We start from the raw sequence: 22021 nt of genomic DNA, 5'->3' as shown, positions 1-22021 counted from the left end.
TGGCAATGGTCACAGGAAGGTATCGGCTGCTGCGCCATTTTCCGACTTCGGGCCGGATGCCTTTGCCGGACGCTTACTACTCACCTGCTCATCGGCAATAGCATCACCGCCAGATGGAGAAACACTTTTTCAAGATAACTGCGTTGTTTGTCACGGGCCTCGAGGCACGGGAGGATCGGCACCTAAGCTGGCCGGAGATTCCAGTGAATGGAAATCAAAAGTATTTGAGCGAGCAGTGCTGAGCGGTATCGACGACCATGGGAAGCCTCTGAAGGCGCCAATGCCGCATTGGGCTAGCGCTAGCTTCAAATCTGACAGCGGTGTAAAGCCAAGCAAACTTGAAATTGATGCAATTCAGAAATACCTGCATCAGCAAAAGTAGTGTGTTTGCTTCGACCGAATGCTTTCGTTTCGGCGACATGCTTTTCACGCAGTGCTCACATAATGGAGCGCAGATTACCCCTGCTCCTTTGAAGAATTCCCATTTGGCCCGCCCGCATGCGGGCCATTTTTTTGGCTGCTACGCGTTCCTGATTCAAAGGAGAAGTGGCCATACCTGACGTCTATGTTTCGCGTCTTCGGCAGCTTCATAGACGCTGAGCAGAAAGAGTGGTTAGCATCCCACAAACCTAAACGCGCCAAAGGCATCTAGCAGTACGGATGGAGCTGGCGGCCAGATCTAGGCTGCGGGCTATCGTAAGAAGTCATTTAGCACTGTTAGCATTGGCGGCTACGTTAGGTCGGGAGGCTGTTATGGAGGGCTCCGGAGTCGCGTCGTGCAAGATCTACCCGGTTGCGCCGCACTGGAGCATCACGCTGCGTCAATGCCTGTTGCAACCGCCGAGCCACTGCTACACCAGGACAATACGTTTGAGCTTGGCGTTCAGTGCGGCGAACGCCGCTTCGGTACTGGCCTTGTGGTTGGTGATGAGCACGTCGATGCGTTCTGGCGGGCAGAAAGCGACGCGGCTCTCCACGCCGATCTTGCTGTAGTCGGCGAGGATGACCACGCCTTCGGCATTGTCGGCCATGGCGCGCGCCACTTCGGCTTCGCGGTGGTCGTAGTTGCTGGCACCGCGCTGGGCGTCGATGCCGACGGGCGATAACAGCGCGAGGTCGGCCCGATAGCGGCCAATTTCCGCCACCGTGGTGCCGCCAATCGTAGCGGGAGCACGGTCGCCGAGCGAACCGCCCAGTACGATCACCTCGTTGTACTGGCCGCCTGGCACAGCGGGATTACGCAATTGCAACGCCACGTTGAACGAGTTGGTGATCACGGTCAGCCCTCCCAGCTTGGCCAGCTCTTCGGCGAGGATGACGGTGGTGGTGCCAGCGTCGATAAACACAGTCTGTCCGTGCGACAGCAGACTGACCGCTGCGCGCGCGAGGTCACGCTTGAATTTGACGTTGATGTTCGCCCGCTCGGCGATGGGCGCTTCGTCTTCAACGCGGATGGCGCCGCCGTGTATCCGCTTCAACTCCCCCTGTTCCTCCAGAGCGACCAGGTCGCGTCGCACCGTCTCGCGTGAAACGTTCAGCTCCGTGACGATGCGGTCGGTGGTGACGCGCTGCAAAGTCGATAGTAGTGCGCGGATCCGCTGGTAACGCTCTTCTTGCCACATACCGGGTGTCCCTGCTGTTCGAGTCGCTGTCCGAGCACGCATTGTGGAGAGGCGTCAGTCGCTGTCAAGTTTGGCGCGGCCTCATGATCATTGGGCTGGCGCAGCCTGCGCGTCATGTTTGTGTGATATTGAGGCATTATTGTTTTTTTTGTGTATTTGGAGCTAGCCTCGTGGCCGGACGGTTTCTTCCCCTCGTCCGCATTTCGAAACACGCTTTCGCCATCGCCTCGGTTGTAACCTCTCATTTAGAAGTAGGAGCTATGCCATGCAGCGTCGCCAGTTTCTGAACACCCTCGCCACCGTTTCCGTTGTCAGTCCGCTGTTGTTGTCGTCCCGCATAACGCAAGCCGCCACGCCCCCGGCCACACCAAGTGCGCTGGACCCGGCGCGCTGGTCGCCGCTCAACCAAAAGCGTCTGCAGGCGGTGATCGATGAGCACGGCGTCAAGAGCGCGTCCTACCGCCCTGACCAGCGCCCGTACGCGGTGTTCGACTGGGACAACACCTGCATCATGAACGACTGTGAAGAAGCGCTGCTGGTCTACCAGATCAATCATCTGCAGTACAAGCTGACGCCCGATGAGTTCGCTGAGGTGGTGCGTCAGGACGTGCCGAACGGCGCGTTCATGAAGGACTACACCACGGTGGACGGCAAGCCGGTCAAGATGGAAGACATCGCCAGCGACGTAGAAGCGGATTACCGCTGGTTGCACGCCAACTACAAGGGGCTCGCCGGCGACAAGAGCCTGGAAGAGATTCAGGCCAGCGAGCAGTACAAGGATTTTCTCGCCAAGCTCTACTTTATGTACGACGCGATCTGCGACAGTTACCCGGTGGAGATCGGCTATAAGTGGATTCTGTATTTCTACAAGAACATGACCACGGCTGAGTTGCAGGCGATGGCCGAGGCTTCCAACAACTACGCCATCGGCGACGCACTGCGCAAGGTCAAGTACGAGAGCTCACGCACGTTGCCGGGCAAGGCCGGGGTGGTGGCGGATACGCACTTTCATGGCATCCGCATCCATGAGGAGATCCGCGGCCTGATGCACACGCTGCGCGCCAACGGCATCGACGTCTATGTCAGCACCGCCTCCATCGACGATGTGGTACGCGTGTTCGCGGGCAATCCTCATTACGGATACGACGTTCCGCCTGAGAACGTGATCGGCCTGCGCATGGCGATGGAAGGCGGCAAGTACACCACTCGCTATCAGCCGGACTGGCACTTCAACTACGGGCCGGGCAAGACCGTTGGCATCAAGAACGTGCTGGTTAAACAGAAGGGCTATGGCCCGGTGTTGGTGGCTGGCGACAGCGATGGCGATGCCTGGATGCTGCGCGACTTCAACGATACGGCGGTGGGGGTGATCGTCAACCGCATGAAGAAGGGTGAGATCGGCGCCGACAGCCAGCAGGCCGCTACCCAGTTGGGCACCCCGAACGCCCGCTTCATCCTGCAGGGGCGCAACGAGCACACTGGCCTGATGATTCCAGACGAGAAATCGCTCAAGTACGGTAAAGACGAGCTTAAGCTGCTGGCTTGATGGCACTGGCTCGCGGGTGGCCGGCGGCCATCCGCGACCCGCAGTGCAACTCGCCTTGTACCTGCGGGAATGATGAATCTGCGCCGGAAAGTCGTTACCGCTACCGGCCCGAGTGAGTCAGTCGTATCGAGTCAAAATTGTGAGTGGCCCTGGAATTACGAGGCGCGCTCCACAGACCGTTTTTGGCCGTTTTCTACCTGTCACGACCCGCGGTAAATTTAAGTATGAATAATTTTTTCGGGGCTCTCCAGGGCTGCAAGGAAGTCGTGTTCACCCTCAGCTCCCCACCATGGGATAGATATAACGCCGCCGAGGTCTCTTAGCTGCCGCAGTAGCTCCAACAATGAGTAGATCTGATCTTGTCCCCACTGAGCCCCCATCCGATAGTCCAATGTGAGGCTATTAGTGAAAACGTAAACACCAAGGTCAGGTATTTGACCCCGGGTGCCGTACAGCCCACCGAGAACGACGTGGAATGCCTCTGCTGCTCCTGAGCTTACAAGCAAAGCATCCTGAGGGCCGGAGAATGGCTTCCCACTTTGGGATGCTTTGATCCAAAGGTAGCCGCCGTCAACAGTGACATTTTTCGCGCCATGATCGAACAGATATTGAAATGCCTGCGGTACAAACGACGAATCTGAATACGTCACCACAACCTCAGGGAGCGATCCATCGTTAGTTGCAAAGTATTCGGAAAAATTCACGTGGCGTGCCTATCGTTTGCAAGGGACGGGGCATTTCCGATGAGCCGATGCCCCCTAGATGATTGTGAGGTGTTGGCCAAGGTTGAGCCAATCTGTCGTTATTAACCCAACTGAAAACTGATTGCGAGCGGATGGTCAATGCTTTGGGCGGGAAGGGATGGTTCTGAGGGGTAGCTTTCGATCCGAAACGGACACAGACGGGGCATTCCGATTAGCTGAATTGACGCTCATACAGAGTGACCTGCTGAGGAAACAGCTCACCATAGAGAGGATATGGAATACCGAAAATGTTCACTTCGATGCAAGGCGACGGGAACTCTTTGGAGTAATCCAGGATGGCCAGACCCTCACATGTAATTACCAGACCCGCTTCTGTCTGAACAGAAAGATCCAGAACGGTCTGATCGTGGTGGTTCGTTGAGCACTCGTTCTGGATAGCAGCGTACCCATCGGCAGGTTCGAATTGGCCTGAAGCAACGCCCATGGGGGGATCTCCGTAATCGAGCGCCGAGTAGCCCACCAAAACCAACCCGCTATAAATTGAGAATCGCGTCATACGACTGCCTGTTTTTGCCATGCATTAGACCCAACAGCGGTATATCACTCGGCTAGTACTTAAGCGAGGGCGGGCGGTTGAGCGACCGCAAATGGCCGTTTGCAGCCGGTCGCGAAGGGCAGAAATTCATCGCGTTCACTAAGATCTGAGGTGTTGGTAGTCAAACGGAGGCGCGCAATGAATCGGTCATCGCTATTTTTCGGATCGTTCAGCATCGCCTTTAGCGCGACAGCCGCTGTCCCACCGCCCATGGGCCCATTCGATGTGGTCGAATGGCCGGCCACTCTGAAGGAGGCTCCTTCGCAAGGCGCTACGCTTGGGGCGTTGGTCATTCAATTCGAGAAAACAACGCTAGCGCAGGTGATGAGCGAAGCTTCCGTTGGCACCCTCGCACATCAAGGCGATGCAGGTGCAAGTGTGTATTGGTTGTGCTTCAGCCAGCCAAGTGTCGGCGTGCGGATATGGATCATCTCGAATGCCGAGATGGGCGGGGACAGCCACTATGTGACCAGTGTTGTCGCCGAGAAACTCAAGACTGCACGGCCGAGCAGTGACTGTCCTGCGTTACCGGCACAGTTGCATCCTGTGTCATTTGCCAATCACCTATGGCCAGGTTCTACAGACATAGATATTCAAAGAGTGCTCGGGATACCTTCACATCAGAATGGCGCATGGCGGACTTTCGACTTCCAGGGCAGAAAGCAAGGCAAGTGCGAAGGCGGATACGACGTGTATAACTGGCTGTGGACCCGGTCGGACAACGGGCGCATCAATAGGATTGATGCGGGTCAAACAACCAGCTGCTAGCCGCACTGTTGATATCGCTTCTGGCAAATAGCTGCTTCTGATCAGAGGCAGCTTCACGTACTGAGGCAGTCAGACAACGGATATGGCCACCTTGAACGGCTGCCTATGGGCTAGAGGCAGGATGAACAAGCCAGACATATTGCGCCAGCAGTGCCGCAATCAAACCGATTCCTCCTTGAATGCGTACCCATCGAACAGCCGTTTTACTACCAAGGGATTCGCTTGTAATACTGAATATGGTTTTCATGTACCACATCCAGATACGACTTCGTTGTACATAAGCGAGCACGCGTTCCGGTGCAAACGCCATTGCAGTCGATATGAATACACACCACAAAATAGTCAATAACAGGAACAGCCTGAGCATTTATGCCTCCCATTGCGCTTCCCCAATGCTTTGTTGGCTAGTGACCACCATATACCTCGCCCCGCTGCTGAAGGGCGACGAAAGCCGCTGCTGTTATCTGCTGATCTGTCCAGTTTCTGGTTAACCATATAGTCAGAGCCGCGCCGGACAGGTGCCACCACAGCATTCGCTGTGTTGAGTCCTGTTTGATCAAGTGTTCAGAGGCTACCCACCAGGCGACCTGCATTTTCCTATCGTTGTTACCTTTCAAAATGAAAAGGTCGTACAGATATGAGTACGGGCTCAACTGCACTATTACCGGCTCGCCTGAGCCTTTGGCCAGGCTCCATACCCACTCACGTTGCGCAGTGGATATAGCTTGAGAGGGGGGCGAAGGATACTGCGAAATTCTGCTCAGACCGACCCAATAGGCAGCCCAAGGCAGGATCAGTGCCAGTCCGAGAGTCCCGATGAGCAAAAAGCCGACACGACGCATCATGAGGCTGAGTCCCTTTGCCAGAAAGTAACCATCGCTGCCTTTTTCCTATTTTGGGGGACTTATGGAATAGTGCTTTGTAAAGGCGAGTCATGTGAGCCTCGTATGAGGCGGCTCTCAACCAAGAATGGATGCGACGGACACACAATGAACACTGCTCAACTATCGATTCGACAGTACATCAAAGCCAAGGACGGCAACCGTCCACATTTGTTAGACCAGGCCTTTGCGCCGGACGCGATCCTGGACATGGTCGTGCACACCGGATCCATCTCGTTTCCACCCCACGTCGAAGGCCTTGGGCCTATCGGTGATGTGCTGGTCAGGCGGTTCGGCCAGACCTTCGAAAACGTCTATACCTTCTGCCTGGGACACCCACCTGAACCGCAGGCCAAAACCTTCCAGTGCAAATGGCTGGTCGGCATGTCCGACAAGCACTCCGGTGAAGCCCGGGTCGGTTGCGGTCTGTATGAATGGCAGTTCAGCCCCGAGTCGGGACTTGTCCAGAGGCTCACTATCACCATCGAGCACATGAAAACCCTGCCAGAGACTGATCTGCACTGCATCATGGAGTGGCTATCGCATCTGGATTACCCATGGTGCCGCCCGGAAATGTTAGTGAGCAATGCTCCAGACATAGACTCGCTTGAAGAGGTGATCCAGTACGTTACGGCCAATATTCCAACTTGCTCCTCGCCGGTGGACGGGTCGTCGCTATCTCAATAGTCGCTCAACCTGCGCCAACTCCCAGGTGCTCAGTAAACTGACCGGGTCAGTGCCGTAACGCCAGGCCTGGAGTGTTCCCTCGCGACCGTCCGGACTCCGGCAGTGTTGGCAGTGGTGCAAGCGGTTGCCGTCGAAGTCGAGGGTCAGACGCCAGCCTTCGATATCGACCTGTACCTGACCGGGTTCACACGGTTCGTGGAGGCGCCGCAACGGGAGGACTTCCAGGGCGGCGTCTCGCAGGCGTTGGCAGACTTCGCGGGCGGTGAGGGCGGGTGTCGGGGTTAGGCTCTGCAAGGTCATTCTCATTCTTGGGAGTAGCTTTTGGAGCATTGTAACGAGACACGCCGGCGTCATATCACCGGATACGGATTTTCGGCGTCACGGACATGCCGACTCGCAGCTTCGCCGCCGCGGGCTGATCGGGATCGATGCGAATGCGTACAGGCAAGCGCTGGACGATCTTCGTGAAGTTGCCGGTGGCGTTGTGCGGCGCGACGGCGGAGTAGGTGACTCCGCTGGCCGGTCCCAGGCTGTCCACCGTTCCTTGCAGCGTCTCGCCCGGCAAGGCATCCACCTCGATATCCACGGCTTGACCCTTTTGTACACGCGCCAGTTGCGTCTCCCTGTAGTTGGCCGTGACATAGACGGCATCGAGCGGAACAATCGCCAGCAAGGGTTTTCCGGCATTGACGAAAGCACCGATACGCACCGATTTCTGTCCGATCGTGCCGCCGATCGGCGCAGTGATGCGGGTATAGGAAAGTTTCAGCTCTGCGGTGGCTTGTGCGGCTTGCGCGTGGGCAAGAGCCGCCCTGGCTTTCTCCAGATCAGCTTTCAGGATATCCACTTGTTGCCGAGCGGCCTGTAAACCTGCCTGGCTCGTTTCCCCACGGGCCTGTTGAATGCTCAGTTGCGCTTCGGCCTGTTGCCGCGCTTGCACCGTTCCCGAGCCGTCGGTGGCCAGGTTGCGATAACGGGTCTGATTGACGCTGGCCAGCTTGAGCGCAGCATCGTCTGCGGCAACGGCCGCTTGGGCCTGGCGGATGGCGGTTTCCTGCTGAATCAGGTGCGCTTGCAAGCTGGCGATGCCGGCCCGGGCACTGGCGACCTCGGCCTTCGCTGCGTTCAGGGCCGCAACGAAATCACGGTCGTCAATGATCGCAAGCAGATCGCCTTTCTTGACCAGCTGGTTGTCTTCGACCATCACTGAGTCGACCGTTCCCGACACCTGCGGTGCGACCGTGGTGAAGTCGGCGTGGACATAGGCATCGTCCGTGGACTGGGTCGATGCGCTGGATTCGGGGCGATTGAGATAGAGAACACCGCCGATCGCCACTGCAAGCAGTAGCACCGCGCTGATGATCCTGGCTTTCTTTGGCAAGGCCATGATGGGTTATCCGTGTGAGGAAGATGAAGGAGAGGAAGAGGGCGAGGCCGCGCGCACGTCGGGTGCGGGGATGTAGGTCAGCCGCAGCACCAGAGGAATCAACACAAGCGCCAGAATGCCCAGCACGCGATAGGCGTCGGCGATCGACAGCACCTGCGACTGCTGGCCGATGAGGTCCATCAGTTGCGAAGGCTCAAGCGCCAGGGCGTTATCTGCCAGGGCCGCATGGTCCAGCAGCATTTCCCCATGGAAACGACCGCGCACGGTCATCAGCTGTCCGACTACTGCCGCACCGGCCAGTGAACCGAAGGCGCGCAGGGTGTTGATGGTGCCGGACACATAAGGTCCTTCGGGGGGCTGCACAACGCTGGTGACCAGAAACAGCATCGATACCACCGCCATTGGCTGGCCGAACGCTTGCAAAGTTTGCACCACGACGAACTGCTCGCGGTTCCAGTCGGAGGTCAATTGCGCGCCGTAGAAGCATGCCAGTGCGATCAACAACAACCCCAACGTGAACACGATGCGCGCATCGACCCGCTTCTGATACAGCAGCAGCGCCACGACAGGCCCCAGGACCAGTTGCGGTAAGGCGACGATCAAACCGATCGATGCCATTTGCAGGGGGCGGTAGTTCTGCAACGGGCCCAGATAGCTGGCCGGCAAGAGTGAGCTGGACATCAGCACCACCAACAGGCAGACGAACAGAATGCAGCCCAGTCCCAGGTTGCGGCGGCCGAGGATCTGCAATTTGATGAACGGCGAGGGGTGATACCACTCAGTCAGCAGGTAGACGGCCAGCAGGGCCAGCCCGGCCACCAGCGATAAGGTGATCAAGGGCGAATGAAACCAGTCCAGCCGCACGCCTTGATCCAGTGCAACGGTGATCAAGCCGAGCGCGGGCACACCGCAAGCCATGCCGGACCAATTGGCCTGCCCAAAGCGCGGGATCTGAATGGGCTCCCGAGGCAGTCCCCACCCGATCAACAATCCGGCGATGAGGGTCAGGGGAATGATCTGCCAGTACACCCAGCGCCAATCGAACAGCCCATCCGTCCAGTACCCGGCCAGCCAGATCGAGAGATTGGGCGCGAAGGTCGCGGTCATCGCATACAACGCCAGCCCATACAGCCGGATGGGCGCTGGCAGGAATTTCAGCGCCGCCATCATCAGCAGCGGAATCGTCGTGCCGCAGGCAATGCCTTGCACAAAGCGCAAGGTCAGCAGCAGGTTCAGATCGTGGATGAAGGGCAGGATCACCGCCAGCAGTGCACAACTGCCGAGCATCCACAGTTCGAAGCGCCGCAGCGAAAGGGTAATGGCAAACCACGCCGCAAAGGGCATGGCAATCAATTCCCCGGCGCTGTACGCCGTGGTCAGCCAGGAGGCGTCGTCGAGGCCAAAACCGAGTGCACCGCGTACATCGGCCAACGCCAATGCGCCGACGCGGGTGTTCAAACCCGCCATCATGGCTGCGATGAAAATCCCGACGAGACCTGCCATTGGGCGTATCGAGGGTTTGGCCCCGGGCGTTGCGGTAGCAGGGACGTGCGCTGGCGACAATGCGACTCCGTTCATTGGTCGGCCTTCGAAGGTGAAACGACCGGAGACGCGAGGGCAACCGATGGAGGTGCCGTTGAATGATCGATGCCAGCCTGCGGGTCCCAACCGCCACCCAGCGACTTGTAGAGGTTGACCACGGTGAGCGTGGCGTTGGTCGCGCTGTCATTGAGACTGGTTTGGCTGGCAAGCACATTGAGCTGCGCCGTCAGTACGCTCAGATAGTCCGTAGCGCCTTGCTGATAGCCGCGTTCGGCAGACTGCAGTGCTTGCTTGTTCTGTTCGTACGAATCCAGCAATTCAGCGTGCCGGCGTTGTTGTGCCGCCCAGGCATCCAGGGCGTTGTGCACTTCATGCCAGGCTCGCAATACCGTTTGCCGATAAGCCAGCGCGGCGGTTTTTTGCCGTGATTGGTTCAGGGCCAGGCGTTGCGTCAACCGTCCGCCCTGGAAGATCGGGAGGTAAACCGTCGGGCCGACGGAAAAGAAGCGCGAGTCCCAACTCGCGAGATCGCTGCTTTCAAAAGCTTCCACGCCGACTTTTCCTTTCAAACCGATACGCGGGTAGAAATCAGCCTTGGCCACACCGATGGCGGCTGTCGCGGCATGCAGCTGGGCTTCGGCGCGCAGGATGTCGGGTCGCCGGTGAGCCAATTCCGAAGGGACGCCGACCGGTACGCGGGTCGGCAGCGAAGGCAAGGGCATGGCTTGACGCAGTTGCGCATCGAGTGTGCGTGGCTGTTCTCCCATCAACAACGCGAGGGCATTCATCAGTGCGTTGCGGCGCTGGGTCAGTTCGGGAACCAAGGCTTTGATCGTCGCCAATTGCGCGCGAGCGGACGAGGTTTCGAAGCGCGTCGCGACGCCGTTACGCTCGCGGCTTTCGGCCAGGCCGAGGGTGCGTTCGGCAATCCTCAGATTTTGCTGTGCAATGTCCAGTTGTGCCTGCGTTCCGCGCAACTGCAAATAGGTGCGCGCCACTTCGGCGGACAAAGCCACCCGTGCCGCTTCGCGGTCATACACCGTGGCTTCCAGGGTCGCTGCAGCACCTTCGCGCGTGCGTTGGGCACGGCCCCACAGATCGAGCTCCCAACTGGCATCGAATCCAAGCTGCCAGAAATTATCGGGGGCAGTAGGCGCTCCCAGGGCGGCGAACTTGCCATGTTCGCTGAGCCCCTCACGCGTGTAGCTGGCATTGGCCGCCACGCTGGGCAGCAACTGCGAGGAGGCGATGCCCAGTTGCGCTCGGCTTTGCTCAATGCGTTCGGAGGCTATGAGCAGATCAAGGTTGTCAGCCTGCGCACGTGATTGCAGCTCGGCGAGCGCGGCGTCGTTGAACAACAACCACCACTGGGAGGGCACTGCGGCGTCGGAAGTCAGGGCGGCGCTTGGGTAGTCCTGTCTGGGCGCTAGCACCGTTTGGTGAAGACCGTTTTCAGGCTTCACGAAGTCGGGGCCGACCATGCAGCCGGCCAGCGAAACTGCGCCTAGGGTTGCGATTGCGCACTGCCGTAATTGTGAAAGCAGCCGTTGAGAAGTCATTGCAGCGTCCTGTCGAGGAAGGGAGCGCCCCAGGCCGATATCGTTGAACGGATGATGTCGGCCGAGCAGGGCGTCACCGAGCACGCAGCTGGCCGCGTGTGCGGGCGGTGCTGTCAGTGCACCGGAGTAAAAATGGGCTTGCTCTTGTCCTTCAACAGGACGACCAGAAACTTGGCGGGTTTGGTGAGGCTGGCGTTGCGCCCGACCGTGTGGACGTCGTCCGGGCCTTCGTAGAAGGTCTGGCCCGGTGTCAGCGTGACGGATTCGCCGCCGCGCACGCCCATCACAATCGAACCCTCCAGCACATAGATGAATCCGTGTGCATTGTGCCGATGCACGGGATCGCCTCCACCCGGTGGAAACTCCACCGTAATCATCACCGCTTCCTTACCGGGATAGTCCGCCAGTGCTTTGGTCATCAGCGGTGTTACCTGCGCCGGTGGCAATGCCTCCTGCGCGCCGGCGGTGCCGGTGGTCAACAGGAGTCCTATGGCGAAGGTTCTGAAAATGGACATGGCGTGTTCCTCGTTGTCGATTAGTAGATGGCGCAGCACCCTGGCGGGGCTGCGCCTGTGTGCCGATGCCTGATCAGGACAGGCCGGACTTGTCTACGCCGAATGCCTTGTCGTACGAGCCGGGCACGACCTGGAAGCCCACGTTGATGCGATTCCAGGCATTGATCGACATGATCAGGAAGGTCAGGTCCGATATCTCTTTCTCGGACAGTTGTATACGAACACGCTCATAGAGCTCATCAGGCACGCCATGGGCGGGAATCTGGGTAAGGATTTCGGTCCATGCCAAGGCCGCGCGTTCGCGTGGGCTGAACAGCGTTGACTCACGCCAGATGGCGACATGGTGGATCCTGAGGGGCCGCTCGCCATGGATCGTGGCTTCCTTCACGTGCATGTCCACGCAGAAGGCGCAGCCGTTGAGTTGCGATGCCCTGATATCCACGAGATCGCGCAGCGACTCCTCGATGGCGCATTGCTTGAAGGCAAGGCTGAACTCGACGAACTTCTTGAACAGCTCGGGGGATTGCTTCTGGTAATCGATGCGCTGGGTCATGGTGAATCCTCTGTGTGAGAAATACGTAGGTGGAGATTCGATAGCGTCCTGCCTGGCTGACTGGCGCGGTCTTTAAGCCGATGTGCGGCTGAGCCAGTTCAGGAAGCGTGTCGGACCGATGTGCGCGTCGTCGCCCGCGACCAGGGATCGATCATTCAACTCATCGCCGAAGTAGCGCGCATGCACGTCGGCGATGACCTGCCGCTTGTCGTGGTGCGCGGCAAGAAACTTGCGCGCCAGTTCATCGAGAGGGAAACGATCCGGTCCGCCCACTTCGACGATGCCATTGACCGGTGCCCCGACCGCAAGATCGGCCAGCACCGCCGAGACGTCATCCGATGCGATGGGCTGGATAAGGGCAGGCGAGAGGCGAATCGTGTCGCCGTCGGCACCCGAATTGACAATGCCTTCGATGAACTCGAAGAACTGCGTCGAACGCAGGATGGTGTAGGGGATCTTCGACGCCTTGATCAGCTCTTCCTGGGCGACTTTTGCCCGGAAGTAACCACTTTGCGGAAGACGATCGGGGCCTACGACAGAGAGCGCGACATGGTGCTCCACCCCAGCGGCCGCTTCGGCTGCAAGCAGGTTTCGACCGGACGTTTGAAAGAACTCCATGACGGCCCGGTCTTCAAATGAGGGGGAGTTCGCCACATCGACGACGACCTGGGCACCGGCAAGCGCTTCGGCCAGCCCCTCGCCGGTGAGGGTGTTCACGCCCGTACGTGGCGAGGCCGCCACCGTCTCGTGTCCATAGAGACGTAGCCTGCTGACAATGTTCGACCCGATCAGTCCGCTACCGCCAATAACGACAATTTTCATGTCCCGCTCCTCGGTTGGGTGTCGATCAAATTCGTTGCAGTGATCGATGTAGGGAGCATGCTCGCCAGCCGGGCGCGATACTTTGTCGAAGCCTTGGGTTTCCATTGAATTTGGCTTGGCTATTTGTCCAGGAACCCGTGTTATAAATCACGTCCCCTGGCCGCCAATCGTCGGCCGGTAACCACGGGCATGTGCCCGGCGCGTGAGTACGGGACAGGAGCCCTGAATGCTATTGGTGTTTGATGACTGCGTGCTCGACCTGGACCGGCGAGAACTCCTTCGGGCCTCCCAGGTCGTTGCCACTGCGCCCCAGGTTTTCGACCTGCTGGTTTACCTGGCGCAGAACCGCGAGCACGTCGTCAGCAGGGACGATCTGATCAATGCGATATGGGTCGGACGTATAGTCTCCGAGTCGACCCTGGCCAGTCATATCAATGCGGTGCGCAAGGCGGTCGGTGACAACGGTCAGCAGCAGCGTGTGATTCGAACGGTGGCCCGCAAGGGGTTCCGCTTCGTCGCCGACGTCAAGTCGCTGGATTGCGTTGGCCTTCCAGGCACCGAATCCGCCCCCTCGGTTCAAGCCTCTGCATCCGAGCCGGCGCTGCCGGCCAAACCGTCCATCGCGGTCTTGCCGTTCGTGAACTTGAGCGGGGATGAAGAGCAGGATTACCTGGCCGACGGCGTGGTAGGGGACATCATCGCGGCGCTGTCGCAGTATCGCTGGCTGTTTGTCGTCGCGCGCAACTCGAGCTTTACCTACAAGACCCGTACGGTGGACGTGAAACAAGTCGGTCGCGAATTGGGCGTTCGCTATGTGCTGGAGGGCAGTTGGCGCAAAGCCAACAATCGCGTGCGCATCACGGCCCAGCTGATCGATGCGACAACCGGGGCTCACCATTGGGCGGGTCGTTTCGAAGGTGTGCTGGGGGACATTTTCGAACTGCAGGACCAGATCACCGAAAGCGTGGTTGGCGCGATCGCGCCACAGCTTGAGCGGGCGGAGATCGAACGTGCGAGGCACACGCCCACCGAAAGTCTCGACGCCTACGATTACTATCTGCGCGCAATGGCCAAGCTTCATCATGGCACCCGGGAGGCCATCGACCAGGCGCTGCCGCTCTTCCATAGGGCCATAGAGTGCGACCCGGATTTTGCATCGGCCTATGCGATGGCGGCCTGGTGTCATAGTTGGCGCAAAGCCAATCGCTGGATGACTGATCACCCACGGGAGGTCGCGGAGGGTATCCGACTCGCTCGCCGGGCAGTGGAGTTGGACAAGGGCGATGCGGTCGCTCTCACCAGAAGCGGCCATACGCTTGGCTATCTTGCCGGCGACCTGCGGGGTGGCATTGCATTGCTGGACAAGGCACTCGTGCTCAATCCGAACCTCGCCGCCGCATGGTTCCTCGGCGCGTTCCTCAGACTCTGGCACGGCGAAACCGATGCAGCCATCGAGTACTTTACGCACGCCATGCGGTTCAGTCCCCTCGACCCGGAGCTGTACAGAATGCAAGCCGGAATGGCAGTCGCGAATCTCTTCGTGGGGCGCTTTGATACGGCGTCGTCATGGGCGGAGAAAGCACTTCGGGATTTGCCCGATTTTCTGTTGGCTGTCGCCATCCTTGCAGCGAGCCATGCGCTTGCCGGACGGATGGCCGAAGCGCAGCGTGCGATGGACCATTTGCGCAAGCTCGATCCTACGTTGTGCCTCAGCAATATCTCTGATTGGCTACCGATCCACAGGCCGGAGAATCTCGCCACGCTGGTGGACGGTCTACGCAAAGCGGGACTGCCGGAATAAGGGGCACCGCCTGTTCACTGCGCGGGGAGAGGCGTCTGGAGCAGCCAGAATCGACATATCCAAACGCCCAGCCCCAAGCAGCGTTGGCTAACGCCCCAGCGCCGCTTCGATCGCTGCGATGTCGATCTTGCTCATCCCCATCATGGCGTCGAACGCGCGCTTGGCCGCCGCTCGATCAGGAACAACTCTTTACGGGTCTGCTTGCGTTTTCCGGCGTACTCGGCATCGGCGAAAGTCATTTGCTTCATCGGAAAACTTGGCGGGTGGAGTCGGGGTATTTTCATTACGCACTCAACAACGGTGCCTGATCATAATTCTTGGCATAGGCATTCTCCACCCCCGGCAAAATCTCGACGATGGTGAAATACCGATCCCAGAACGGCGTCTCCCGCAGATCCTCCACCAGCAGTTCATACGCATGATGACTGTCGGTTTCCCACAACCACAGATCGGTGACCCGCGCCGAATAGAACTCGATGTCGAAAAACCGCATCGAGACCTGCGCCGCATGCTTTTGCAAAATCGGCTCCATCTGCGTGCGCATCAGCTCAAAGCGATGCTCGACTGAAAACCCCAGCCATTCCTGGGTGGTCTTGACCAACATGAAAACACTCAGTGATGTCGTAGCCATGATAATGATTCCTGGTAGTTGAAGAGTGGGGAAAGCCAATCCAGAATACGAGTCATAACTCATATTTAAAACTCGCATCCCGATCATGACCAAACACCGCGAAATACCGCCCTTAAACCCCCGCAAACTCCCGAGCCAGCGCCGTTCGGCCAACACCGTCGAGACCATTCTCGAAGCCGCTGCTCGCATTCTCGAAACCGACGGCCTCGCCGCCTGCTCCACCAACGCCGTGGCGCAGCGCGCCGGCGTAAGCATCGGCTCGCTGTACCAGTACTTCCCCAACCGCGACGCCCTGACCGTCGCCTTGATCGAACGCGAAACCACTCAGTTGCTCGATGACGTCCAGCACGTCCATCAACACGACGACGCCCTCGCACGCATCCGCGCACTGGTCCAGGCCTCCGTCGCCCACCAGCTACGGCGCCCGGAACTGGCCAGAATCATCGACTTCGAAGAGCGTCGCTTACCGCTGCAAGAGCGCCATGAGCGCGTGGCCAACGTCATTCTTACCGAACTGATAGCGGCGCTGACCCTTCCGTCAGCCCCGTGGGTCTGCGCCGATGTACTGCAGACCGCGCAAGACCTGCTGGCGATGGCCCACGGCATGATCGATGCGGCGGGGGAGCGGGGGGAGACGGATGCGGTGAGTTTGGAAGGACGGGTGATGCGAGCGTTGCTGGGGTTTTTGTGCGGGTAGTGGGCTGTCTGGGCCAGCTCTTGGCGGCCAGGAGACAAGACCGGATGGTGTAAGGGTGGTGATCGATTGTGCTCGGCGAACCTCTGACTGGAACGGTGGGCGAGAGGTAGCGCTATCGGAACTCTCTGGAAGCTCGGCGGGGGAAGTCCGGAAATTTTGCCAAAATCAGGAAGTCTTTTTCAGAATTTCCCTAGGGCCTGGCCACAAGGTTTTAGAACATGCGTAAGCGATGGGCTTGAAACGGTAAGCAGGCTGCAGCTTCCGTTTCCCAGAAGCTGACAGTTCAGTTGGAAGCGTTGTTCCGCTGCTGAAGCTCAAGTTGCTTGGCAGCACTGGCTTCGAGGTTTGCACGCTCTTCATCCAGATATCGATAAATGCTTTGGAAGCTGGCGATTTTCTGTTTGATTTCTGCCATCTTTTTTTCAATTAGCTTAGCGCCGTCAGCACAATCGATCAGCTTGTTCCGCTGCGCATCCAGAATCTCGCCTATTTCCCCCAGGGAAAACCCCATGCTTTGCGCGCGCTGGATAAAGTCCAGATCCTGCAGAGTTTGCGCTGTGTAAACGCGATAGTTGTTAGTTTGCCGCAGCGATGAGATCAGGCCGATTTGCTCGTAGTAACGCAGCGTATGGCGGCTGGCGCCGCTGCGGGTTTCGAGTTCACCGATTTTCATGAAAACACCTCTTGACTGTAGAGTTGGGTCGATAGTTTACGCTTGATTTCTCACCTTAAACAAGGAACAGGGAAATGAGCGTGGAGTGCTTTGTCACGGGGGGTACCGGCTTCATCGGTCAACATTTGGTGGCGTACCTGAGTGCAAAAGGTCACACCATTCGGGTGTTGATGCGTCGCCCGGAGCGACTAGCTGCACTGCGGGAGCAAGTCGATAATTTGGGAGGGTGCGCAACCCGGGTATTTGCCGTAGCTGGCGATCTGGAACGGGACAACCTCGGGCTGAGTCTTGCTGACCGAGAAGTGCTAAGGCGTGCCAGAGTCATATTCCACCTGGGCGCCCACTTCGCATGGGGGCTTTCAGTGGAGCATTCTCGTGCGGTGAATGTGGAAGGGGCAAAGCGCGTGGCGCTGTTGGCGGCTGAGCAAAAAAGCCGGTTAGTGATGATCGGCGGCTACATGCTGAAAAATCATGAACATCTGCAGCGCATCGGAATTGATCCTCGTTATCCGGAGCTGACGAATTGGCCTGCCGTCTACCGACATGTCGGTGGTTACGAGGGGAGCAAGCTGGAGGCGCATTTTGCGACCCTGGAGGTCATGTCCGCCAAGGGCGGGGAGATGACCGTTGTCCACCCCGCGACGGTTTGTGGCCACAGCCGCACGGGGTATATCCTTGAAGGTCAGCCGCTGGTGGAGCTGATACGCAACCTTGTGCAGGGAAAGCTGACTGCAGTGCCCGGTACCGCCGAGCACTGGCTGCCACTGGTCACCGTGGATTACCTGGTTGAGCTGGTGGCGGTTTGTGCTTTTGATCCTGCCATGGTGGGCCAGGAACTGCTGGCGCTGGATGACCAAACTCCCAACTTGCGAGAACTCCTGGTACAGGTGGCACAACCTTTGGGCTTAAAGTCTCCCAAGCATTACATTCCACTCCGTTTGCTGAAGTTGCTACTGAGTATTCCTCCCGTGGCGCGGTTTTTGAATACAAAACCCGAAGCCTTGGACTTTATCCAGACCACTCGTTTTGATACAGCAGCGGTCGAGCAATTTGCCAACAGACATGGAATAGCCAAACCGGATATACGTCAGTCTTTGCAGCACACTGCAACGTTCGTCAACTCATATTGCATAGCCAAGGGCCAGGCCCTCTGACTTCACCCTTGGGGGCGACAAAATCGTTAGCCCCTTATGTCACAATAAATAGTGGGGTTGGCGGAATCTTCGTATCCTCAACCTTTGCGCCGTCGATGTAGGGCGGCATTCTATCGAACGACAATTCAGCGACAGGGATCGTCATCAATGCAATCTACTTTCAGCAAAGGCATCATATTTGCCCTCTCCGCCGCGGCACTGAACGCAACGATCGGTGTACTCAGCAAAGTACTCATGAGTAATGGCTTCACCGCCAGCAGTGTCGCTGTCATCAAGACCGTACTGGGTTGCATGCTTCTCTCGATCTTGCTGCTTTTCCTCAAGCGTCCGGCGTCGACGACCAAATGGACTCAGGCGGCTATCTGCGCATTCCTTGGCATCTTTGTGCTGTTCCACTTCGAAACGTCCGCCTATCGGCACTACGCTGCGGCAGGTGTGGTGGTTGTGCTGATGGCCAGTGCCTCAATTTCCTCGATCATTCTGGGGCGCATTTTCCTCAAGGATGCCATCACCGCGAACGCGACCGTGGGTGCCGCACTGGCTATCGCTGGGATCGCGGTGATCTTCGGCGCCGACCTGCAGCAGGGCTTTACCCTGCAAGGTGCTGCGCTAGCCTCCATGGCCGGCTGCGGCTACGGGGCCTTTTCGGTTGCCATGAAGCGGATGGGTGTGTCGGGGGGGCTGCACTTCACCCGGCAATTGTTGTTCTTTGGCAGCCTGTACCTGTTGATGCCGGCCGCGGCCGATGGTTTCGCGATCGGCGAGCTGTCGCCGCTGGCGATCGCCGCACTGCTGGCGCTGGCCGCGCTGCCGACAATCCTGGGCTTCTTCTGCACCACCAAGGCCATCGAGTATCTCAAGCCATCCCAAGTGCAGGCGCTGGAGCTGACCGAGCCGTTGTTCGCCGCGCTGCTGGCGTTTGTGGTGCTCAATGAAGTACCGCGCGAAAGCCTGTACGCAGGGGCAGTACTGATCATCGTCGGCCTGTGTTTTTCCAATGAGCTGATCCGCTTGGGCAGCAAAGCATCCGTCCCTTCGACCGAGTGAGCTGTTTTCGGATCCTGATTGCTTTAGCAATCAGTGGCTTTTAAGTGTTTTGAGCGACTGACCGCTTCTGGCCTCATCCGCAACGGATCAGCGTCGTCCGGTCCGGGTGCTCACATCTACCCATACGGCCAACACCAGAATGCTGCCCTTGACGATCATCTGCCAATAACTGTCGACGTCGAGCATGGACATACCGTTGTCCAGGCTGGTGATGACCAGCGCGCCGAGGAGGGCGCCGTAGACAGTGCCGGAGCCGCCGCGCATGGAGGTGCCGCCGATGAAGCAGGCGGCGATGGCGTCGAGTTCGCCCATGCTGCCGGCCGAGGGCGAACCGGCAGCCAGGCGCGCGGTGTTGACCACCCCGGCGAGGGCGCACATCACGCCCATGATCCCGAAAATCCAGAGCTTCACGGCCTGTACATTGATACCGGACAGGCGCGTCGCTTCCATGTTGCTGCCCACGGAATAGACGCGTCGGCCGAAGACGGTCTGACTGGTCACGTAGCTGAACCCGCCCAGCAGGATCAGCAGAAGCAGGACCGGCACGGGAATGCCGTCATAGCTGTTGAGGGTCTGGACGAAGCCGGCCAGCACCGCGCCGATCAACAGCACGCGTGCTACGTCACGCACCAGTGAATGTGCCGCCAGGCCGTGAAGGGCGCGATTGCGCCGTTGTTTCCAGGTCAGGAACAACGTCAGTGCGAACAGCAGAACGCCCAGGCCTGTGCCGATCGTGTGTGGCAAATAACCCTGGCCAATGTAGACGAGCTCCGGCGACACCGGGGCAATGGTCGTGCCGCCGGTAATCCCCAGCAAAATGCCGCGGAAAGCCAGCATGCCCCCCAGCCCCACGATGAATGACGGAATGCGCAGGTAGGCGGCCATGTAGCCGTTGGCGAGGCCGATCAGCAGTCCGCACAGGACGACAAGGCTCAGGTTCGCCAGCAGCGGTATGTGGTAGATAACGTCGAGAATGGCCGCGACGCCACCGAGCAGGCCCAGCAATGAGCCGACCGACAAATCGATCTCGCCGCTGATGATGACCAGCACCATGCCGCAGGCGAGAATCCCGGTAATGGACATCTGGCGCAGCAGATTGGAGAGGTTGCGCGGTGTCAGGAATCCGCCCTCGGTCTGCCAGCTGAAGAACAGCCAGATAAACGCCACGGCAAACACCAGCGCGAGCATCTTGTAGCGGGTGAAGAGTTGTTTGACCTGATTCATTTACGCGGATTTCCGATCTTTATTGTTATGGCTGTCAGGCTGGCTGAGTGCGGCGGCGAGCACCTGTTCCTGAGTGAGTTCATGGTTGATGAAGTCGCCCTGCAACCGGCCTTCGCCGATCACCAGTACGCGGTCGGAAACGCCGAGCACTTCGGCCAGCTCCGAAGACACCATGATGATCGACACGCCTTCGGCCGCCAGCGCCCCCATCAGCTTGTAGATCTCGTACTTGGCGCCGACATCGACACCTCGGGTGGGCTCATCGAGAATCAGGACCCGGGGTTTGGTCAGCAGCATCTTCGCCAATACGGCTTTTTGTTGATTGCCGCCGGATAGACTGGTGATCGGCAGGAACGGGCTCGCGGTCTTGAGGTGCAGGCGCGAAATTTCCCGATCGATGCTGGCCAGTTCGGCTTCGGTATCGATGCGGGTCAGTTTCGAGTAACTGTCCAGCACGGCCAGGGTGATGTTCTGGCCGACTCCCAGGTCTGGAATGATGCCCTGGCGCTTGCGGTCCTCGGGCACCAGGCACAGGCCGGCACGGATTGACTTGAGCGGCGTGCGGGTGTCGATGAGTTGGCCATCCAGCCAGACTTCGCCTTCGTGACGACCGGGGTAGGCGCCGAACAGCGCGGTCACCAGTTCGGTGCGGCCTGCACCGACCAGCCCGGCGATGCCGAGGATTTCCCCGCGTTTGAGGGTGAACGAAATATCGTCGACCCGTTTGCGTCTGGGGTTGTCGACGTCGTAGCAGGTGATGTGGCGGGCTTCGAAAATCACCTCGCCAATGTCGTGTGGTTCGGTGGGGTAGAGGTTGCTCATTTCCCGTCCGACCATCTGGGTGATGATCTGTGGAATATCCATGTCCGCCATGGCGGTCGTGGCGATGTGTTTGCCGTCCCGGATTACCGAAATGGTGTCGCACACGGCGGCCACTTCATCGAGCTTGTGGGAGATGTAGACACAGGCAACACCCTTGGCCTTGAGGTCGCGGATGATGTCCAGCAACACCTCGATTTCCGAACGGGTCAGGGCCGATGAAGGCTCGTCGAGGATCAGCAGGCGTGCCTGCTTGTTCAGTGCCTTGGCGATTTCCACCAGTTGCTGATAGCCGCCGCCGTATTGCGAAACCGGCAGCGATACGTTCATGTCCGGCACTTTCAGTTCACGCATCAGGGCTTCGGCGCGGTGGATCATCGCCGGGTAATTCATCCGCCCACCAGGCAGCGTCAGTTCATGGCCCATGAAAATGTTCTCGGCCACCGACAGGTCGGGAACCAGCGTCAGTTCCTGGTGAATGATGACGATACCGGCGGCTTCCGTTTCGCTGATCGATTGCGCCTTGAGCGGTTGACCGTCCCAGAGGATCTCACCGTCCCAGGTGCCATGGGGGTACACCGCGGAAAGGATCTTCATCAGCGTGGACTTGCCGGCGCCATTCTCGCCGCACAGCCCGACGCACTCACCCGGCTTGACCTTGATGTCGATGCCATTGAGCGCTTTGACACCGCCGAAGGTTTTGACGATACCGTTCATTTGCAGCAGATAGTCGGACATGGCAGAGACTCATAAGCGGCAGGTACGGGGCTGGTCCCGCAGGAGCGAGCTCCTGC

The 22021-nt window shown here is 58.8% G+C and carries 24 protein-coding genes and 1 pseudogene; 8 read left to right on the top strand and 17 right to left on the bottom strand.

The features are described from left to right. Positions 1-382 (top strand): c-type cytochrome (locus AC07V0_RS29415; RefSeq protein ID WP_495020180.1); only part of this gene is annotated, 382 nt, incomplete at its 5' end. Between the two features lie 469 nt (positions 383-851). Here the strand turns inward: AC07V0_RS29415 and AC07V0_RS29410 are convergent. Then, entirely contained in the window at positions 852-1622 is a 771-nt protein-coding gene (locus AC07V0_RS29410; protein WP_086944915.1) for a DeoR/GlpR family DNA-binding transcription regulator, read from the bottom strand. A gap of 265 nt (positions 1623-1887) precedes the next feature. Here AC07V0_RS29410 and AC07V0_RS29405 point away from each other — a divergent pair, with 265 nt between their 5' ends. Further along, complete coding sequence (locus AC07V0_RS29405; protein WP_018925648.1) at positions 1888-3168, top strand: haloacid dehalogenase-like hydrolase; 1281 nt, start codon at positions 1888-1890, stop codon at positions 3166-3168. A 218-nt stretch (positions 3169-3386) separates the two neighbouring features. On the opposite strand, the gene AC07V0_RS29400 is transcribed toward AC07V0_RS29405, so the two are convergent. Continuing rightward, on the bottom strand, positions 3387-3872 hold the full coding sequence (locus AC07V0_RS29400; protein ID WP_028940975.1) for a hypothetical protein: 486 nt from the start codon (positions 3870-3872) through the stop codon (positions 3387-3389). A 211-nt stretch (positions 3873-4083) separates the two neighbouring features. Then, entirely contained in the window at positions 4084-4356 is a 273-nt protein-coding gene (locus AC07V0_RS29395) for a hypothetical protein (RefSeq protein WP_064618589.1), read from the bottom strand. Between the two features lie 249 nt (positions 4357-4605). Here AC07V0_RS29395 and AC07V0_RS29390 point away from each other — a divergent pair, with 249 nt between their 5' ends. Further along, the gene (locus AC07V0_RS29390) at positions 4606-5235 is read left to right on the top strand and encodes a hypothetical protein (RefSeq protein ID WP_086944914.1); all 630 of its coding nucleotides are present in this window, start codon (positions 4606-4608) and stop codon (positions 5233-5235) included. Positions 5236-5338: 103 nt separating this feature from the next. Here the strand turns inward: AC07V0_RS29390 and AC07V0_RS29385 are convergent, their stop codons facing one another. Beyond that, positions 5339-5602 (bottom strand): hypothetical protein, encoded by a 264-nt coding sequence (locus AC07V0_RS29385; protein ID WP_140393623.1) that lies wholly within the window; start codon positions 5600-5602, stop codon positions 5339-5341. Between the two features lie 37 nt (positions 5603-5639). Further along, positions 5640-6080 carry a hypothetical protein gene (locus tag AC07V0_RS29380; RefSeq protein WP_086944913.1) on the bottom strand — a complete coding sequence of 147 codons (441 nt, stop codon included), beginning with the start codon at positions 6078-6080 and terminating at the stop codon, positions 5640-5642. A gap of 144 nt (positions 6081-6224) precedes the next feature. Between AC07V0_RS29380 and AC07V0_RS29375 the strand changes: the two genes are divergently transcribed. Then, the gene (locus tag AC07V0_RS29375; RefSeq protein WP_086944912.1) at positions 6225-6803 is read left to right on the top strand and encodes a hypothetical protein; all 579 of its coding nucleotides are present in this window, start codon (positions 6225-6227) and stop codon (positions 6801-6803) included. Here AC07V0_RS29375 and AC07V0_RS29370 read toward each other — a convergent pair. The 7 genes from AC07V0_RS29370 to AC07V0_RS29340 all read right to left on the bottom strand — a co-directional run bounded on the left by AC07V0_RS29370 (position 6792) and on the right by AC07V0_RS29340 (position 13181). Beyond that, positions 6792-7103, bottom strand: a complete 312-nt coding sequence (locus AC07V0_RS29370; RefSeq protein WP_086944911.1) for a DUF7693 family protein — start codon at positions 7101-7103, stop codon at positions 6792-6794. The two genes, AC07V0_RS29375 and AC07V0_RS29370, sit on opposite strands and share 12 nt — an antisense overlap. A gap of 55 nt (positions 7104-7158) precedes the next feature. Next, positions 7159-8190 carry an HlyD family secretion protein gene (locus AC07V0_RS29365; protein WP_018930039.1) on the bottom strand — a complete coding sequence of 344 codons (1032 nt, stop codon included), beginning with the start codon at positions 8188-8190 and terminating at the stop codon, positions 7159-7161. A gap of 6 nt (positions 8191-8196) precedes the next feature. Next, positions 8197-9693, bottom strand: a complete 1497-nt coding sequence (locus AC07V0_RS29360) for an MFS transporter (protein ID WP_086944910.1) — start codon at positions 9691-9693, stop codon at positions 8197-8199. A gap of 71 nt (positions 9694-9764) precedes the next feature. Continuing rightward, positions 9765-11291, bottom strand: coding sequence for an efflux transporter outer membrane subunit (locus AC07V0_RS29355; protein ID WP_495020179.1), 1527 nt, complete (start codon positions 11289-11291; stop codon positions 9765-9767). A gap of 113 nt (positions 11292-11404) precedes the next feature. Continuing rightward, positions 11405-11806 (bottom strand): cupin domain-containing protein, encoded by a 402-nt coding sequence (locus tag AC07V0_RS29350; protein ID WP_019580213.1) that lies wholly within the window; start codon positions 11804-11806, stop codon positions 11405-11407. 73 nt (positions 11807-11879) lie between these two features. Next, entirely contained in the window at positions 11880-12359 is a 480-nt protein-coding gene (locus tag AC07V0_RS29345) for a carboxymuconolactone decarboxylase family protein (RefSeq protein ID WP_019648590.1), read from the bottom strand. Positions 12360-12431: 72 nt separating this feature from the next. Then, positions 12432-13181 (bottom strand): SDR family oxidoreductase, encoded by a 750-nt coding sequence (locus AC07V0_RS29340; protein ID WP_026286720.1) that lies wholly within the window; start codon positions 13179-13181, stop codon positions 12432-12434. 226 nt (positions 13182-13407) lie between these two features. On the opposite strand from AC07V0_RS29340, the gene AC07V0_RS29335 reads away from it, so the two are divergent. After that, positions 13408-14982, top strand: coding sequence for a winged helix-turn-helix domain-containing tetratricopeptide repeat protein (locus AC07V0_RS29335; protein WP_086944908.1), 1575 nt, complete (start codon positions 13408-13410; stop codon positions 14980-14982). 87 nt (positions 14983-15069) lie between these two features. Here AC07V0_RS29335 and AC07V0_RS29330 read toward each other — a convergent pair. Together AC07V0_RS29330 and AC07V0_RS29325 are read right to left on the bottom strand one after the other, a co-directional pair. After that, positions 15070-15162 (bottom strand): annotated as a pseudogene (locus AC07V0_RS29330) (VOC family protein); the annotation flags it as partial. 103 nt (positions 15163-15265) lie between these two features. Then, positions 15266-15613 (bottom strand): darcynin family protein, encoded by a 348-nt coding sequence (locus AC07V0_RS29325; protein WP_026286721.1) that lies wholly within the window; start codon positions 15611-15613, stop codon positions 15266-15268. 85 nt (positions 15614-15698) lie between these two features. On the opposite strand from AC07V0_RS29325, the gene AC07V0_RS29320 reads away from it, so the two are divergent. After that, positions 15699-16310: a TetR/AcrR family transcriptional regulator gene (locus AC07V0_RS29320; protein ID WP_086944907.1), complete on the top strand. Its 612-nt coding sequence runs from the start codon at positions 15699-15701 to the stop codon at positions 16308-16310. 283 nt (positions 16311-16593) lie between these two features. Here the strand turns inward: AC07V0_RS29320 and AC07V0_RS29315 are convergent, their stop codons facing one another. Beyond that, entirely contained in the window at positions 16594-16983 is a 390-nt protein-coding gene (locus tag AC07V0_RS29315; protein WP_018930049.1) for a MerR family transcriptional regulator, read from the bottom strand. Positions 16984-17057: 74 nt separating this feature from the next. On the opposite strand from AC07V0_RS29315, the gene AC07V0_RS29310 reads away from it, so the two are divergent. Both AC07V0_RS29310 and AC07V0_RS29305 read left to right on the top strand, forming a co-directional pair. Beyond that, positions 17058-18137 carry an SDR family oxidoreductase gene (locus AC07V0_RS29310; RefSeq protein ID WP_086944906.1) on the top strand — a complete coding sequence of 360 codons (1080 nt, stop codon included), beginning with the start codon at positions 17058-17060 and terminating at the stop codon, positions 18135-18137. A gap of 147 nt (positions 18138-18284) precedes the next feature. Continuing rightward, the gene (locus AC07V0_RS29305; protein WP_018930051.1) at positions 18285-19184 is read left to right on the top strand and encodes a DMT family transporter; all 900 of its coding nucleotides are present in this window, start codon (positions 18285-18287) and stop codon (positions 19182-19184) included. An 87-nt stretch (positions 19185-19271) separates the two neighbouring features. Here the strand turns inward: AC07V0_RS29305 and AC07V0_RS29300 are convergent, their stop codons facing one another. Continuing rightward, positions 19272-20408: a sugar ABC transporter permease gene (locus AC07V0_RS29300; protein WP_018930052.1), complete on the bottom strand. Its 1137-nt coding sequence runs from the start codon at positions 20406-20408 to the stop codon at positions 19272-19274. Further along, complete coding sequence (gene xylG, locus AC07V0_RS29295; protein ID WP_086944905.1) at positions 20409-21965, bottom strand: D-xylose ABC transporter ATP-binding protein; 1557 nt, start codon at positions 21963-21965, stop codon at positions 20409-20411. Positions 21966-22021 lie beyond the last annotated feature (56 nt).

This window comes from Pseudomonas sp. GW821-FHT01E10, from assembly GCF_059422365.1.
This window is presented reverse-complemented; position numbering and strand designations above follow the sequence as displayed.